The sequence below is a fragment of the Paraclostridium dentum genome, assembly GCF_012922555.1.
Classification (GTDB): Bacteria; Bacillota; Clostridia; order Peptostreptococcales; family Peptostreptococcaceae; genus Paraclostridium; species Paraclostridium dentum.
The window spans coordinates 305,043-321,486 of record NZ_WIPK01000002.1; the positions used below are offsets into that span (position 1 = coordinate 305,043).

General features: G+C 27.2%; 17 protein-coding genes. 12 read left to right on the forward strand and 5 right to left on the reverse strand.

Translation table 11 applies throughout. The features are described from left to right. Position 1 precedes the first annotated feature (1 nt). On the forward strand, positions 2–3,001 hold the full coding sequence (locus GFJ41_RS07450; RefSeq protein ID WP_170075008.1) for a type I restriction endonuclease subunit R: 3,000 nt from the start codon (positions 2–4) through the stop codon (positions 2,999–3,001). A gap of 157 nt (positions 3,002–3,158) precedes the next feature. Here the strand turns inward: GFJ41_RS07450 and GFJ41_RS07455 are convergent, their stop codons facing one another. After that, positions 3,159–3,458: a helix-turn-helix domain-containing protein gene (locus tag GFJ41_RS07455; protein ID WP_170075009.1), complete on the reverse strand. Its 300-nt coding sequence runs from the start codon at positions 3,456–3,458 to the stop codon at positions 3,159–3,161. A 9-nt stretch (positions 3,459–3,467) separates the two neighbouring features. Here GFJ41_RS07455 and GFJ41_RS07460 point away from each other — a divergent pair, with 9 nt between their 5' ends. Beyond that, entirely contained in the window at positions 3,468–4,013 is a 546-nt protein-coding gene (locus GFJ41_RS07460) for an FAD-dependent oxidoreductase (protein WP_170075010.1), read from the forward strand. A gap of 437 nt (positions 4,014–4,450) precedes the next feature. Here the strand turns inward: GFJ41_RS07460 and GFJ41_RS07465 are convergent, their stop codons facing one another. Beyond that, positions 4,451–4,696: a hypothetical protein gene (locus GFJ41_RS07465; RefSeq protein ID WP_152333235.1), complete on the reverse strand. Its 246-nt coding sequence runs from the start codon at positions 4,694–4,696 to the stop codon at positions 4,451–4,453. A 334-nt stretch (positions 4,697–5,030) separates the two neighbouring features. Next, positions 5,031–5,642, reverse strand: a complete 612-nt coding sequence (locus GFJ41_RS07470; RefSeq protein ID WP_035114213.1) for a cyclase family protein — start codon at positions 5,640–5,642, stop codon at positions 5,031–5,033. Positions 5,643–6,210: 568 nt separating this feature from the next. On the opposite strand from GFJ41_RS07470, the gene GFJ41_RS07475 reads away from it, so the two are divergent. The 6 genes from GFJ41_RS07475 (at position 6,211) to dltC (ending at position 11,775) form a co-directional block, all read left to right on the forward strand. Beyond that, positions 6,211–6,405: a hypothetical protein gene (locus GFJ41_RS07475; protein ID WP_170075011.1), complete on the forward strand. Its 195-nt coding sequence runs from the start codon at positions 6,211–6,213 to the stop codon at positions 6,403–6,405. Positions 6,406–6,567: 162 nt separating this feature from the next. Next, positions 6,568–7,149, forward strand: coding sequence for an HD domain-containing protein (locus tag GFJ41_RS07480; protein WP_035114206.1), 582 nt, complete (start codon positions 6,568–6,570; stop codon positions 7,147–7,149). Positions 7,150–7,552: 403 nt separating this feature from the next. After that, complete coding sequence (dltD, locus tag GFJ41_RS07485; protein ID WP_170075012.1) at positions 7,553–8,743, forward strand: D-alanyl-lipoteichoic acid biosynthesis protein DltD; 1,191 nt, start codon at positions 7,553–7,555, stop codon at positions 8,741–8,743. Positions 8,744–8,864: 121 nt separating this feature from the next. Then, the gene (locus tag GFJ41_RS07490; protein ID WP_170075013.1) at positions 8,865–10,379 is read left to right on the forward strand and encodes a D-alanine--poly(phosphoribitol) ligase; all 1,515 of its coding nucleotides are present in this window, start codon (positions 8,865–8,867) and stop codon (positions 10,377–10,379) included. After that, positions 10,379–11,527: a D-alanyl-lipoteichoic acid biosynthesis protein DltB gene (dltB, locus tag GFJ41_RS07495; protein ID WP_021428780.1), complete on the forward strand. Its 1,149-nt coding sequence runs from the start codon at positions 10,379–10,381 to the stop codon at positions 11,525–11,527. Before GFJ41_RS07490 ends, dltB begins: the two co-directional genes overlap by 1 nt. A gap of 17 nt (positions 11,528–11,544) precedes the next feature. Beyond that, positions 11,545–11,775 carry a D-alanine--poly(phosphoribitol) ligase subunit 2 gene (gene dltC, locus GFJ41_RS07500; RefSeq protein ID WP_021428708.1) on the forward strand — a complete coding sequence of 77 codons (231 nt, stop codon included), beginning with the start codon at positions 11,545–11,547 and terminating at the stop codon, positions 11,773–11,775. 55 nt (positions 11,776–11,830) lie between these two features. Here the strand turns inward: dltC and GFJ41_RS07505 are convergent, their stop codons facing one another. After that, entirely contained in the window at positions 11,831–12,133 is a 303-nt protein-coding gene (locus tag GFJ41_RS07505; protein WP_021428865.1) for a hypothetical protein, read from the reverse strand. Positions 12,134–12,309: 176 nt separating this feature from the next. On the opposite strand from GFJ41_RS07505, the gene murJ reads away from it, so the two are divergent. The 4 genes from murJ (at position 12,310) to GFJ41_RS07520 (ending at position 15,628) form a co-directional block, all read left to right on the forward strand. Next, the gene (murJ, locus tag GFJ41_RS07510) at positions 12,310–13,857 is read left to right on the forward strand and encodes a murein biosynthesis integral membrane protein MurJ (RefSeq protein WP_035114198.1); all 1,548 of its coding nucleotides are present in this window, start codon (positions 12,310–12,312) and stop codon (positions 13,855–13,857) included. A gap of 181 nt (positions 13,858–14,038) precedes the next feature. After that, positions 14,039–14,650: a DUF3786 domain-containing protein gene (locus tag GFJ41_RS07515; protein WP_170075014.1), complete on the forward strand. Its 612-nt coding sequence runs from the start codon at positions 14,039–14,041 to the stop codon at positions 14,648–14,650. Positions 14,651–14,725: 75 nt separating this feature from the next. Continuing rightward, positions 14,726–14,848 carry a hypothetical protein gene (locus tag GFJ41_RS18860; RefSeq protein WP_257438867.1) on the forward strand — a complete coding sequence of 41 codons (123 nt, stop codon included), beginning with the start codon at positions 14,726–14,728 and terminating at the stop codon, positions 14,846–14,848. Positions 14,849–15,070: 222 nt separating this feature from the next. Continuing rightward, the gene (locus GFJ41_RS07520) at positions 15,071–15,628 is read left to right on the forward strand and encodes an NUDIX hydrolase (RefSeq protein ID WP_035114191.1); all 558 of its coding nucleotides are present in this window, start codon (positions 15,071–15,073) and stop codon (positions 15,626–15,628) included. A gap of 68 nt (positions 15,629–15,696) precedes the next feature. Here GFJ41_RS07520 and GFJ41_RS07525 read toward each other — a convergent pair whose 3' ends face one another. Further along, positions 15,697–16,434, reverse strand: coding sequence for a hypothetical protein (locus tag GFJ41_RS07525; RefSeq protein WP_170075015.1), 738 nt, complete (start codon positions 16,432–16,434; stop codon positions 15,697–15,699). Positions 16,435–16,444 lie beyond the last annotated feature (10 nt).

Here is a 16,444-nt window from a genome sequence, read left to right on the forward strand (position 1 = left end):
CTTGATAAGATTAGATGACTTAAGGGAGAGAAATTATCAAAATATAATAAAAGAATATTTAATAAAAGAAAATGGATATGTAGAGGGTTTTAACAAGAACTATAATAAAACTCATGCATTAGATACAAAGATGTTATTTGAGTTTTTATACGATACTCAAAGTGTCCAAATGAACAAGTTAAAAGAAACATACAAAGATAAACTTGAAGAAAAAATAATTGAACGATTAAACAAAGAAATTAGTGATTATGGAATTCTTGAAGTTCTAAAAAAAGGATTTAAAGATAGAGGCCAAACTTTATATTTAATGTTTAGAAAGCCTGCTACAACTTACAATAAAGAAGCATTAGAATTATATAACAAAAATATATTCTCAGTAACAGAAGAGCTAGTATATAACGAAAATGATTATGAGTCAGATGTTAAGAAGAAAAAAGGTAGAGTTGATTTAGTACTATTCTTAAATGGTATTCCAATAATCACTTTTGAGCTTAAAAATAATTTATCTGGTCAAAGTGTTAAAAATGCTAAGACTCAATATATGAACGATAGAAATCCAAAGGAAAAGTTATTTACATTCAATGAAAGATGTATAGTACATTTTGCAATGGATACAGAAGAAATATATATGACTACAAAGTTAAATAAGCAAAACACTTTCTTCTTACCATTTAACAAAGGAAACAACGGTGGTAAAGGAAACCCAGATGCAGGTGATAAGATAAGAGTACACTATATGTGGGAGGATATTTTAACTAAGGATACGTTACTTTATTTAATAGATAAGTTTGTATATCTTCAAATAAAAGAAGAAAAAGATGAAAATGGTAAAAAGAAAAAGCCAAAGAAAAATATAATATTCCCTAGATATCACCAAATAGATGTTGTTAGAAATTTACTACAAGATGTTTATGTAAATAAGACAAGTTCTAATTACCTTATACAACACAGTGCAGGTAGTGGAAAGACTAATAGTATAGCTTGGCTTAGCCATAGACTTATGAGTATACATGATGAGTGTAATAACAATATATTTGATGTTGTAATAGTTATGACTGATAGAAAAGTAGTTGATAAACAGTTAAGAGATGCGGTACTTGGTCTTGATCATAAGAATGGAACTATAAGGATTATGGATAAAGATAGCGATCAGTTAGCAGATGCTTTAACTGATGGTACAAAGATACTTGTAACTACTATTCAAAAGTTTAGATATATACTTGATAAGATAGAGGCAATAAAGAATAAAAACTTTGCAATTATAATAGACGAAGCCCATTCTTCAACTTCGGGTAAGAATATGGAAGCAGTAACAAAGGCGCTTACAAGTGATGAAGCTTTAGAAGCAGAAAATGAAGATAAACTAGATGATATTATAGTAGATGAGATAAAAAGAAATGGTAAACAAGCTAATATATCAATGTTTGCATTTACTGCTACACCAAAGCCATCTACTTTAGATATGTTTGGACACCATGTACCTGGTACAGATAGAAAAGAGCCATTTCATTTATACTCTATGAGACAAGCTATTGAAGAAGGTTTTATATTAGATGTATTAAGAAACTATGTTACTTATAAAACTTACTTTGAGGTTAGACAATTAGTTGAAAAAGATGAAAATGTTCCAAAGTCTAAGACTAAAAGAAAAATAGCTAAGAGTAGGGATCTTCATCCAACTAATATATCTCAAAAGGTAGCAATTATTATAGAGCATTTCAAAGATAATGTAATGCACAAAATAGGAGGCCGTGCTAAGGCTATGGTTATTACATCATCAAGAGAAAGTGCTGTAAAGTATAAGTTAGCTTTTGAAAAGTATGTAAAAGAAAATGGATATGAAAACATTAATGCACTTGTAGCATTTTCAGGTAAGGTTAATTTAGATGAATTCGATGAAGATATTACAGAAGAGAAAATGAATGGATTTAAGGAAGAAGAATTACCAGATAGATTCGCAGGTGATGATTATCAAGTGTTACTAGTTGCAGATAAGTATCAAACTGGATTTGACCAACCTTTACTTCATACTATGTATATAGATAAAAAACTAAGAGGAGTTAAGGCAGTTCAGACTTTGAGTAGATTAAATAGAACTTGTGCAGGTAAAGATGATACCTTTATATTAGATTTTAAGAATGATTTACAAGATATTAAAAAGGCATTTTCAACATTCTATGAGTGTACTGAATTAGTTGAAACTCTAGACCCTAACTTAGTTTATGATTTAGAAAGAAAGATAGAAAATTATAATATTATAAATAGAGATGAAGTTGATAAATTCATTAAAAAGGCTTATAAGGATAAGAAAACAAGCAAGGATAGACAACAGCAGATAAGCTATGTTTCAAAAGCTCTTGAAAGAGTAAACAGATACAATAATGAGGATATTCTTGAAATAAGAGCAGTTTTAAGAAAATTTACTAATTTCTATTCTCTTATGATACAAATTGCAGATTTCGAGGATGTAGAACTTCATAAGTTATACATATTTTCTAAGTTTTTAGTTAAAGCGATAGAGGTTGAAAGTGAAGATGAGATTGATATAAGTGATAAGGTTAGCTTAGAAAACTTTAGGCAAATTAAAGTTGGAGAAGAAAAGCAAACTACACTGGAGTCAGCTGGAGAAGTTAAGCATAATTCAAGTATTACAGTTGGTGGAGTTCAAGATGAGTTTGATGCATTATCTAAGATTATAAAAGAGATAAATGAATTGTTTAATTTTGAATTTGGGGAGACTGAAATACTTGCAGCTATGCAGATCGAAAAAATATTAAAGCAAAATGAAGATTTACTAAGAAGAGCTCAAAATAATGATTTTGATAAATTCAAGTATCCATTTAATGATGCTTTTAAAAATTCTATAATTGATGGATTAGAGAAAAATCAATCTTTCTTTGAAACTTTATTAACTAATGAAAAGTTAAGTGGATTATTAATGGAGTTTATGGCATTTAGGGTTTATTCTGAACTTAGAAAAAGTGCCAATGCAACAATCTAAAATAGACTTAATACGTATATCAAAGCGATTGATAAAATATGTATATTGAGAAGTTAGATAATAGTATGTAAACAATTGAGATGTTTTATAAAAAAAGAGTATAAATAAGACTGTTCTAAATTGAAACTATCTTATTTATACTCTAAATATTAAAGTTCTATTTAACTAACTTAAGCTTTGAAATTGAACGTATAAAATCAGGGGTTGCATTTTTACCATAGATTACATTAGCTATATGAGACACACTAAAACCAGTCATATTAGAAATATCTTTCAAAGTTAAATTATTATTCTTTTTAAACTTAACAATAAACTCACCAATAGAATCACTCTCTAAATACTCTTCAAATAAAAAATCCTCAGAATATAATATTACCGTCTTATACAAAGGAACATAGGGTGGAAACAACCTTTCTTTAGCTTCTTTATAAGTTGCAATACTAACAACCGAGGTCATGCAAAATTAATGGCACCATTTTACCCACTTGAAAAATTAAGAAAAATTCCAGGATTTGAAGGAGCTATAATAGTAGATCCATACTCAGGCGGAAAGGGAAACTCAGTAAGATATTTTTCAGTTGCTCCAATAGATAACTATATGAGAGTAACAGGACTTGAAAACCTATTTGTAGGTGGAGAAAAAAGTGGATTCTTTGTAGGTCATACAGAAGCTATATGCACGGGATCTTTAGCTGGGCATAATGCAGCTAGAAATGCTATAGGCATGTATTTACTTCAACTACCAACTAGTATTGCAATTGGAGACTTTATATCTTATGCTAACCAAGAATTAAAAGAAGAACATGCGGATAGATTAAAATTTACTTTTGCGGGAAGTATTTACTTTAATAGAATGAAGGATTTAGGTTTTTATACAATAGATAAAAAAGAAATAGAAACTAGAGTTAAAAAGGCAGGATTAGAAGGTATTTTCAATAAAAAAATAATGAAACAAATAAAAGGAGATAACTTTTGTTATCTCCTTTTACTTGTGATAAAGGTTGAGGTTTAAAGCATAGAAAAAATATATGATATATAAATAGTAAAACTCGCTACTGTATTAAATAAATCATAAAAATGTATTGAACTATAAAACTTATAACTATGTATTACATCATATAAATTAATTCATCCAATAATTAATAAACCTATAATACTTAAAATAATAATATTAGTAAATATATAAATAAAAATTAAAGCAATAATTGATAACATAGAAGATAAAGAAAAATGTTTTGATAAACTACTAGTACTTGTTGTACTTTTCAATATAAATCACATTTATATACTTATATGAAAATATATAAGATTTAAAACTAAGTAATATATTAAAAATGACAAAAATTAGATTTAAGAAACAAAAAATAAGACGACATAAAAGTCAGTATTTTACTAAAATTTACGTCATCTTATTTTCAATTATTAAATCTCGAAATCTAAAGAAAAAATTTATGAAAAGAAAATTAATGAGAAACCTATAAGCAAGCTCATAACAGCAAAAATTGTAGATAAGAAGTTTAAGGTATTAAAAGTTTTATAGTGGATATATGAATCATAGGAATTTATCAATCCTGCAATAAAAATACCTAGACCACCTGAAATGGAAGAACTATGTATTACAGAGAAATAAATAAACACAAAAAATAATACATATAAGAAACTTCTTAATGGATTTAATTTAGTAGTAGTATTCAAATAATCACCTCCTTATGGATTTCAAGTTAATACTAGCTAAGTTTACTTTAAATAGCAATGAAATAAGTATATACAAACAAAGTAGTATTTAAACATAAAAAAGGCATTGGGCGGAAAGAATTTTCTTATGAAATAGTGAAGTAGTGAATAAATTCATAGATGAAATGTTAAGGATCAAGTTCTTTAGGGGTTTACAGTGAAGAATTAAAAATAATAAATCAGTGGGTTATAAATTAAAAAGGGTGCCAGAACTTAAAAGTTATGACACCTTTTTGTATGTACATAAAAATATTAATCTAATTTAGATTTCAATTTAATATGTACTATATAATTTTTAAAATTCTACCAACAATCTAGCTGGAAGAGCATCTAGTCCTTCTATCTTTATAGGAAGGCAGTATACTTTAAAATTTTCTTCTGGTATGCTATTTAGATTAGCTAAATTTTCTATACCATAAATTTTATTTTTAGCTAAGTATTCATCTATAGTACCATGATTTCTTCTTAATCCTAGACCTAAAGTATCTATACCTATCATATTAACTTTTTTACCTACTAGATACTCTATTACCTCCATAGAAATTTCAGGATGGGTACTATATTTTTCATCATCATTTAAATACTTATCCCAGTTGGTCTGAAATAATACATAGACTCCTTCTTTAATACGAGAAAGTTCTAAATCATCTAATTCAATAGCTCTATCTGTTATATTAGAAACATCAAACTTCACTCCCTCTGATATTAATCTATCGTTTTCTATTATTACATCCGTGCTCATTACATCTATGTGCGTACCCATGTTATGAACATCGCAAGAAAAACAAGTTGTCGTATATTCGCTTCCACTTCTAGAATAACGTTTTACACTTTTTACCTCTAATGGTTTTGAACCAGCTCTATATACTCGTCCAAGTTGAGTTGTTTGTGTTATGTCTACTAGCATATAATTTCTACCTTTCTAATATAGATTAATTACAAAAACTGTTGATTTATTATAACATAATACATGACTTAATAAAATAATGAGGCATTAATATTCAGTATTGACACCTTTTTAATACTTATCCTTACAAAGACATTAAAAGGTATCATATCTTGGTTCCAAAAGTTAACTAGACACATGGGCATAAATCTTCTAATTAACTTGAAAATGTTTATTGATATCAACACTAGAATAAGGAGTGATTTGTATTAGTAAAAATAAATTAATAGCATATAGTTGAATAAAGGATAATAGTTTAATCCACCATTAATAAGCTTCAAATATAAAAAAGATATAATTGATTAAGGTAGATGTTAAATAAAATTAGGAATATCGAAAATAAAAAAATAATCAAATAAATATAAAGGAGATAACTTTTATTATCGCCTTTTTTATAATAAACTCTAAATTTTAAAACATAGAGAAAACATCCGATATAGCAATAATAAAGCCAATGAAAGCAAATATCCAATATAAATAATCTATTGACCTATCAAGCTTGTAACTATTAATTGCGTCATATAAATTAATGAAACCTATAATAAAGAAACCTAAAGCACTTAAAATAGGAACATTAGTAAAAAAATCAATTAAAATTAAGATTAAAGCAACAATTGATAAAATCGAAGATAAATATTTAGATACACTAGAAGTATTTGTTGAATCCTTCAATATAAATCACCTCCTTATACTTTGCAAGTTAATTCTAGCTAAGTTTATTTAAAATAACAACGAAAGCACATTATGGAGTTTAGGTGTCAGACTACAAATAGCAACTATGATATAATATGAAATATATTTACTACGTAATTGTTAAACAATACGAAAGCAAATATATTTTATATATAAGATACATATAAATATAAGTTTGGGGGAGGAGCTTCGTATGAACACATCAACATTTTTAGAAATATTATCAGTAGCAGAAAAATTAAAATGCAACACTAGGCATTCATGGACATCAAGTGGACGCCATGAGAGTGTGGCGGAACATAGTTGGCGTATTGCATTAATGGCATTATTAATGAGAGATGAATTTCCAAATATTGATATGGATAAGGTAATTCGTATGTGCTTAATTCATGATTTAGGGGAAGCCTTTACTGGAGATATACCTGCTTTTGATAAGAAGGAAGAAGATAGTAAAAAAGAGGATGAAATCTTTTTGCAATGGATTGAAACTTTCCCTGCTCATTATAAAGAGGAATTTATAGAACTTTTAGCTGAAATGAATGAACGTAAAACAGAGGAAGCAAAGCTTTACAAAGCCTTAGATAACTTAGAAGCAGTGATTCAACATAACGAGGCTGATATCAGTACGTGGATTCCGTTAGAATACGATTTACAGTTCACTTACGGTTCGGACAAGGTGGAATTCTCACCTTACTTAAAAGAATTAAAGAAAGAAATAGACAAAAGAACGACAGAAAAAATAGCTCAAAATAGTGAAGAGCTTACAAATAAGTAAAGGATCATTAATAATTAATGATCCTTTACTTATTTGTAACATTAAAGGTCGATTAATTATTAATGATTAAATTTAGTAAATTTTACTAGCTCATAGATAAGGTAAGTTTGTTGATTTCAAAAAACTTGCAGTGTAATATATGAAAAGCTGAAAATTATAAAATAAATTTAAAATAGGTTTTATGATAAAGGTTTTTGAAAAACAACTTAAATGGGTAAAAACGTAAGAAATTAGTTAAAAAATGGTATAAAATGGGAGATGACACAAAAAATTAACTGGAATTTATATAAAAAAAAGAATATAATGACAAAGTGTGACATTTGATTACAATATTGTTATTGAATATATTTAGGCAAAGTACTAATATATTTATAGATTATGAACATTTTAGAGGAGAGTAAGTATGAAAAAATTAATTTATTTCATTATACCATTAGTAGTGGGCGGTATATTTTTATTCGGACTAAATAAATTCCTTGATTCTAAAATTGACTACATGCTTGAAGAAAAAGATTTAAAACCAATAATGAACAATTCTTTAAGTAATATAAAAGATAAAGGCGTTATTGCTAATAACTATTTTTTACAGAAAAAAGATATAATGATGCTAGGATCATCAGAGTTAGGGCATTCAACAAAGCAACACCCTACTTATTATTTTAATACTAATAGAAGTAAAAATGAAGTTATTACGATCGGGAGAGCATATACTCAGAGCTTACAAGACACTACTATTCTAGGTAGTTTTGATCCAAGTATAAAGGATAAAAAGGTTGTTTTATTAGTTTCAATGCAGTGGTTTATGGATAAAGAAGGGGTTACTTATCATCATTATCAGACGAGATTTTCGCCAACTCAATTTTATGCATTTTTAAACAACCCAGATATTTCTAAGGAAAATAAGGTTAAATTTGCAAATAGAGCAAGTAAATTATTAATTGGATCAGAAGAATACAAGTCTGAGGCTGTATATGCTAAGTTATATAGTTCTGATACATTTGTGTCAAAAGTTGAAAAAGTGCTGTTAGCACCTTATTTCGAGTTTAGAGAAGATACAGTGAAACTTAAAGAAAAAGGTATGTTATATGAGAGATTAGTGAATTTACCTGATAAAAAAGCCTTAGCACCTGGAAATCCTATTAATTGGGACAAAGAAATGGACCAAGCTATAGTAGATGCTAGAAAGAGAGTAGGTAAAAATAATCTATGTATAGATAAAATATACTATAAAAAGAATTTTGGAAAGAACTTAGATAAAGTAAGAGGTAAATATAAGGATGTGAACCTTGTAGAGTCAAAAGAGTTTGATGATTACCAACTTACTCTAGACGTGTGCAACGATTTAGGGATAAAGCCTGTAATTGTACTTATACCTGGAATGGATAAGTTTTACAATGTAACGGGTATATCAAAAGATGAAAGATATGAATTTTATGATAAAGCAGGGAATCTTGCAAAACAACATGGTTTCGATGTTATTGATTTAAGATCAAAAGAAAATGAAAAGTATTATTTGCGTGATGTAATGCATCTTGGAACGAAAGGTTGGGTAGATGTTTGTGAAAAGTTATTTAAAGAATTTAACCAGCAATAAGTACTTAATGATGAGTATTTGTTTTACGATAATAATAATTGCAGCAATATTAATATTAACATTTACTCCATTTAAAGAATTGCCATTCATATACAATGAGTTTTAATGAGGAGGATTAGACATGAAAATTATTGAAGGTATAAAAAAGTATTCAAATACAGATAGAATAGCATTAAAATGCAATGACGAAAATCTTTCATACAAAGATTTAGATAAGTACTCAGAAGCTATTGCTTTATACTTAAAAGACATTTATGGAGATGAGGATACTCCTATAGTTATATATGGAAATAAAGAAAATAAGATAATGGCATGTATGATAGGGGCTTTAAAATCAGGAAGAGCTTATGTACCGTTAGACATAAGCTTCCCAATAGATAGAGTATTTGAAGTAACAAAAGAAGTTAAACCAAAGGTAGTTTTCAATTTTAGTGAAGAAACTAACTTTGGAGATTTAAATATTGTAAATGAAGAAAAACTTAATGAGATAATAAAAACTTATGAAGGTAAGTCAATATCTAAAGAAAACTGGGTAAAAGATGATGAAAATGCATACATTTTATTTACATCAGGAAGTACAGGAAAGCCAAAAGGGGTACAAATAAGTTCAAATAACTTAGACAGCTTTGTTGATTGGATAAGTCCATACTTAAAAATTGATGGAAGTGAGAAAGTTATAATGAACCAAGCTGCATACTCATTTGATCTTTCAGTAACATCTATATATCCAGGATTAGTTCATGGTGCTACATTATTTTCTTTATCAAAGAAAGTTTTAGCAGATTATAAAGAATTATTTAATCAATTTGGTAAGTCAGATATGGCTATTTGGGTTTCTACCCCATCATTTGCAGGTGTTTGTGTAACAGAAAATAGTTTTAATAGTGAAATGTTACCAAAATTAGAGTCTATGATATTCATAGGTGAAGCTCTTCCAAAACCTTTAACTAAAGAGTTATTAGAGAGATTCCCAAATACTAGAGTTATAAATGGATATGGACCAACAGAAGCAACAGTAGGTGTCAGTGTAAATGATATGTCAGAAGAACTTATAAATGATGAAAAAAGTTTACCAGTTGGGTATCCTATGGAAAACTGTAAAATAAAAATATTAGATGAAAATGGAAATGAAGTTAAAGAAGGCGAAAAAGGTGAAATTATAATAATTGGACCTTCTGTTTCAAAAGGTTATTTTAATAATAAGGAAAAAACTGATGAAGTATTCTTCTATGATGAAATCGATGGAGTTAAATATAGAGCTTACAGAACAGGGGACATGGGATACCTATTAGATGGAAATATTTACTACTGTGGAAGAAGAGATTTCCAAATAAAATTAAATGGATTTAGAATAGAAATTGAAGATATAGAGAGCAACTTAAGAAAAGTTGAAAATGTTAAAAATGCAATAGTTTTACCAGTTTATAAAAATGAAAAAATTGCTTACTTAAAGGGAATTGTAGAATTAAAAGAAAGTAATTCATTAAGTGATATAAAAAATGGAGTGGTAATAAAAAAAGAATTAGGTAAATATATCCCTTCATATATGATACCTAGAACTATAAAAATTATAGATGAGTTCCCTACAAATATTAATGGGAAAATAGATAGAAAGAAACTTATGGAGGAAAATTAATGACTTTTTCACAATATGGAGATTATTTTTATCTTTATATATTACTATTAACAGCAATACCAGCAGTGATTTTAGGTTTAAGAGAAAAAAATATAAAGTATTATGGTATGATAGCAACTGCATTCATGATACTTTTAATAGTTGGTGTAAATGTTAGACTTTCATTTTTAATAGCATTTATGGTGCTAGAAATAATAGTAGTTAAAGGATATGAATATGTAAGAAAAAAAACGGATAGCAAATTGGTTTATAGACTATTTTTGCTAGCTTCTATGTCTCCTATTATAATAAATAAAATTTCACCGCTTACATCATTTGGAGCAATAGGGTTTATAGGTATATCATACCTAAACTTTAGAACTATACAAATGGTAATTGAAATTTATGATGGAGCAATTAAAGAAGTTAAAATTTCAACAATGCTTTATTTTGTATTGTTTTTCCCAACATTAAGTTCTGGGCCGATCGATAGATCAAGAAGATTTGAAAAAGACTTAGAAAAGAAGATACCTAAAGAGGAATATATAGATGATTATTTAATACCAGGTATTAAAAAGATATTCATGGGTGTTGGATATAAATTTGTAATAGCATTTTTAGTAAACACATATTGGATGTCAAAAATACCTTCAGAAATAAACTTTGTAAATGCTATGAGTTATATGTATGCATATAGCTTATATTTATTCTTTGACTTTGGAGGATATAGTTTATTTGCTGTAGGAACAAGTTATATATTTGGTATAAAAGCACCAGATAACTTCGATAAGCCATTCTTAAGTAAGGATATGAAAGAATTCTGGACAAGATGGCATATAAGTCTTTCAAGATGGTTTGGAGATTATATTTTCTCTAGATTTGTAATTGCATCTATGAGAAAGAAAAGATTTAAGAAAAGAGCTACAGCATCGCATGTTGCACAAATGATTACAATGATAACTATGGGATTTTGGCATGGCTTAACATGGTTTTACATTGTGTACGGGATATACCAAGGGGTAGTGCTTGTACTTACAGATATGTATCAAAAGAAATCAAAGTTTTACAAACAACATAAAAAAGATAAGTGGTTTGAGATTGTACAAATTGTTATAACATTCCATATAGCATGTTTTGGATTGTTAATTTTCTCAGGTTACTTTGCTTAATTTAAGGAGGATATAAAATGCAAGAGACAGTTATAGGAATTTTTGAAGATGTTTTAGGATGTGACGAAATAAGAGAGGATTTAAATTTAAATTTATTTGAAGCAGAACTTTTAGATTCATTAGCTATAATAGAAGTTTTACTTGAAATTGAAGAAAGATTAGGAATAACACTTCAACCAACAGACTTAGAAAGAAGTGACATGGCAACAGTAAATAACTTAGTTAAGTTCTTAGAAGGTAGAAAATAATAAAATTTAATAATAAATAAAATTAAGGAGGAAATTTATTTCCTCCTTGGTTTATTTATAAAACATCGATATAATCCATATATTCAACTATATCATTATAAATTTCAAATACAGGACTGATATTTTTCATAGTATTATCAAAGTATAATTTTATAACATCGTCAGTTTTATAAAGAACTAAATCTTTATTATCTTGATTTGTAAAAGATATAGTTTTTTCACTGTTATACTCATCAACATCAATAGTTTTTACAACACAATTATGTTTGCTTATTTTTGTAGCAATGTTGAAAAGTAAGTCATCAGTGCAGTTTTCTAGTCTTAAAACTAGACAATGATATGTAGTTTTAAAATTCATGGGAACCTCCTTGAATAAAGTCAAAATTTGGCATATTATAATGCCATATAAAAATTTTAACACATTTATATAAAAAAACAAATTTGCAAAATATAAAAATAAATATATAATATATAAAATAGACTAGTTAAGGAAATAATTAAATTAAACTTAAGATTCAGAGGAGACGAAGTTTTATGTCAAAAGTAGCAAAAGCAGCTGTCGGGTTAATGGCTGCAACATTAATAGCCAAGATACTAGGATTTGGTCGTGAACTAGCACTAGCATCAGCGTATGGAGCATCAGGTACTAGTGATGCATTCTTAGTAGCTATGAATATACCTGCAGTTATATTCTCGGCAATAGGAACATCTTTAGGAACTGCATTTATACCTCTATACTGTGACTTAGAGGCTAAACAAGGAAAAAAAGCTTCCCTTAGATTTTCGAATAACGTACTTAATATAGTTGTTTTGTTATGTTTAATAACTTCTTTAGTAGGAGTTGTTTTTACAGAACCAATTGTTAAGTTGTTTGCGGTTGGATTTAAAGGAGAAACATTAACTCAAGCTATATATTTTACAAGAGTACTAATTCTTGGAATGGCATTTTTAGGAATGAGTTACATAATGATGGCATTTTTACAAGTTAAAGAAAACTTTGTAATACCAGGGCTTATGTCTGTACCATATAATATGCTTATTATAATTTCTATATTTTTAAGTGTAACAATTAATCCAAACTTATTACCTTGGGGTACTTTAATTGGATTATCTTTACAATTTATATTCCAATATCCATTTGCTCGTAAAAAAGGATTTAAGTACAGACCATATATAAATTTAAAAGATGAATACTTAAAGAGAATGTTATGGCTAATAGGACCTGTTTTAATAGGTGTAGCGGTAACTCAAGTTAATAGTATAGTAGATAGAACAATAGCTTCTACATTGGTAGAAGGAAGTATTTCTGCGCTTAATTATGCAACAAAATTAAATCAGTTTGTAATGGGTATGTTTATAGTTTCTATATCTTCGGTTATATACCCAATGCTTTCTAAATTATCTACAGAGAATAATAAGAAGAAATTTAAAGAATCAATAGTAACAGCTATAAACGTAGTTACATTAATAATAATACCTATTTCTGTAGGGGCTATAATACTTGCTGAGCCTATAGTTAAATTATTATTCCAAAGAGGAGAGTTTGATGCTAGAGCTACGCAAATGACAGCTATAGCACTTATATTCTATTCAATTGGTATGTTAGGATTTGGACTAAGAGATATTTTAGGAAAAATATTCTATTCATTACAAGATACTAAAACACCAATGATAAATGGTATTATTGCAATGGTATTAAATATTGTATTAAACTTAGCTTTTGTAAAATATACTAATATGGGATTAGGTGGACTTGCATTTGCTACAAGTATTTCTTCTTTAGTAACTATAGCATTATTATCTGTAAGTCTAAGAAGAAAAATAGGTGCTTTCGGTGGTAAGAAAATTATCTCAGTTCTTATAAAGTCGATAATAGCTGCACTTTTAATGGCACTTGTAACTAAATTTACGTATAATGCTATAGATGCATTTTTAAGTGCTGGATTTATACAAGATGCAATTAAGTTAGCTATATCTGTAGGCTTAGGTGCTATAGTATATGCAGTTTCAATAATTGTATTAAGAGTAGATGAAGTTAAATTAATATTTAAAATGATAAATAAAAAAGTAAAACGTAAATAAATAAGTAAGTAAAATATAGAGAAAAAAAGCTACAGATTAATCTGTAGCTTTTTTGTTTTAAAATTATTAATATATATAATAATTAGAAAATAAAGTTTATTTAACAATAAAAAGGAAATATATGTTAACTTGTAGAAATATAATATTAAAGTAAGAAAAAATAAAATAAATAGGTGATGTAATGAGCAATAAATTAAATGAAGGTAATTATGAGCTTGTTTTAAAACATACAATAAAAAACTTTCAACAATCCAATATTGATCAAATATTACAAATGTCAAATTCTACATACAATCATGATGAAAAATACTTCAAAATTAAATTCCTAAACACATTTTTAAAAGCACAATATCCATCTGGAAAAATCTTAACAGAATCTAATGAAATTATAACTGACATAGCTACAAATATATTGATATTAAGGTTTTTAACTAATGCAAAGGGAATAAAAGAAACTAAAAAATACTTAACTTACAAAGAAATTGAAGGTGGATATGTTTATTATCCAAATTTTAAATCAAGAACTATTAAGAAATTAATTGATAGTTATGGTAAGGAAATAGAAAAATTTAAATTACATATGGAAAACATAGGGGCTGAAAAATTAGAAATAGGGGATATTTCATATAAGGTAAGATTTATAAATGATACTTATGTAGTGTTTGTGTTATGGGAAGGTGATGAGGAGTTAGATCCATCTGGAAATATACTATTTGACTCTAATATAAGCTATTATTTTAATGCTGAGGATTTAGCGGTTGTTCCAGAGATAATATTACTAAATTTAAAATAAATATTGAATTAGAATGTCATAAATTGTTAATTATCATAATATATACTATTAATAGATTAGAGGGGGTACCTAATTATGAATATATCTGGAAGTATAAGAAGTGTGAAGAAAAAACAAAGTAAATTATACACATTGCTTGCAATAGCTGATGTATTAGTACTAGCTGCTTCATTTGGAATTATAATGATAAATTATTAGAATTAAAAGGCTGTTTCATTTGAGACAGCCTTTTTACGCTTAAATAAATTATGATTGCTAAAAATCTTCAAATAACCCATTAAACTTATGTATATCAAAATTATATGTTTTGAGCGTAAAAAAGCCTTTGAGCAACGGACGAAGTCGTTGGCGAAATGAGTGGAGCGAATTTTTTTCATTTATATTATAATGGTATATATAATAAAAACTTGGGAGGATACGATGGAATATATAGAGCAAATAAAAAACTATAAACCTATAAATGAACAGGAAAAAAATGATAGAGAATTAATATTAGAGTGTATAGAAAAGTACGACGATATATTAACTAGAGATAATAAGATTTGTCATATAACGAGTTCAGGGTTTATTGTTAATAAAAATAGAGATAAAGTACTTATGATACATCACAATATATACAACTCATGGGGATGGACAGGTGGTCATGCAGATGGGGATAGTGATTTATTAAATGTAGCTATAAAAGAAGCCAAAGAAGAAACTGGAATTAAAAGTGTTAAACCGATAACTGATGAAATTTGTTCGATAGAAATTTTAACAGTTAATTCTCATATAAAGAGAGGAAATTTTGTATCAGCACATTTGCATTTATCCGTAGCTTATATTTTAGAAGCTGATGAAAATGAAGAGCTTTTTATTAAGGAAGATGAAAATAGTGGAGTAAGATGGATACCAATAGATGAAATTGAGGACAATGTAAATGAGGAGCATATGATAAGTATTTACAATAAACTTATACAAAAAGCTAAAAATATTTAAAAAATTAAGCTATGCTAGAACGTAGCTATTTGAATATAAGTTCTAGCATAGCTTTTTTATCTTAAGACTTAAGACGTAAGTCTATAGTTATTTTTACATGATTCTAACATTTTTTCTAATTTAATTTTTGGATCTTTATTATTATGACGAGGATTTGAAGCTTGCTTTAAATAATTCTTATATTCTTTAGATTCTTTTTTGAAAAATTTGTATATAGAAAGATTAAATAGATTTTCATTTTCTTTGAAATTAATATAGTTTAGATAAGAGTTTTTGATATCATGATTAGAGTTTAATAAATTATATATTTTAGATTTTATTATATCTAAATTGTTTATTAGATTTTCTGTATTTATATCGAGTTCATTGTTAACAAATGAACAGTTTTTAGAGCTATTAGTGAGAACAGATAATACATCATACTGAGCTAATTTTATTTCTTTTACAAAATAATTATATAAGAAGAATAAATCTCCGAGTTCTTTTTCAGGTTTAAATTCTCCTTGCGAAATTAATTTAATTGACTTTAATTCTTTATATGATGATACAGTAAGCTGCGTTCCATTATTAAAAACTATGGTATTGGGAAATGAAATATCTTTAAAATCAATGGGACCAAGTAAAATTTTATCTTTAACTTTAAAAAAACTTTCTCCTTGATATATTATAAAATCATTACCATAATTGTAATAAATGGTCTTGGTTGGAACTATATCACCAAATTTAAACTCATTTAACTTATCATAAGATTTTATTAAATTACCACTATTACCTAGTATTGGATAATAGAAACATTCAAATAACATATAAATCCTC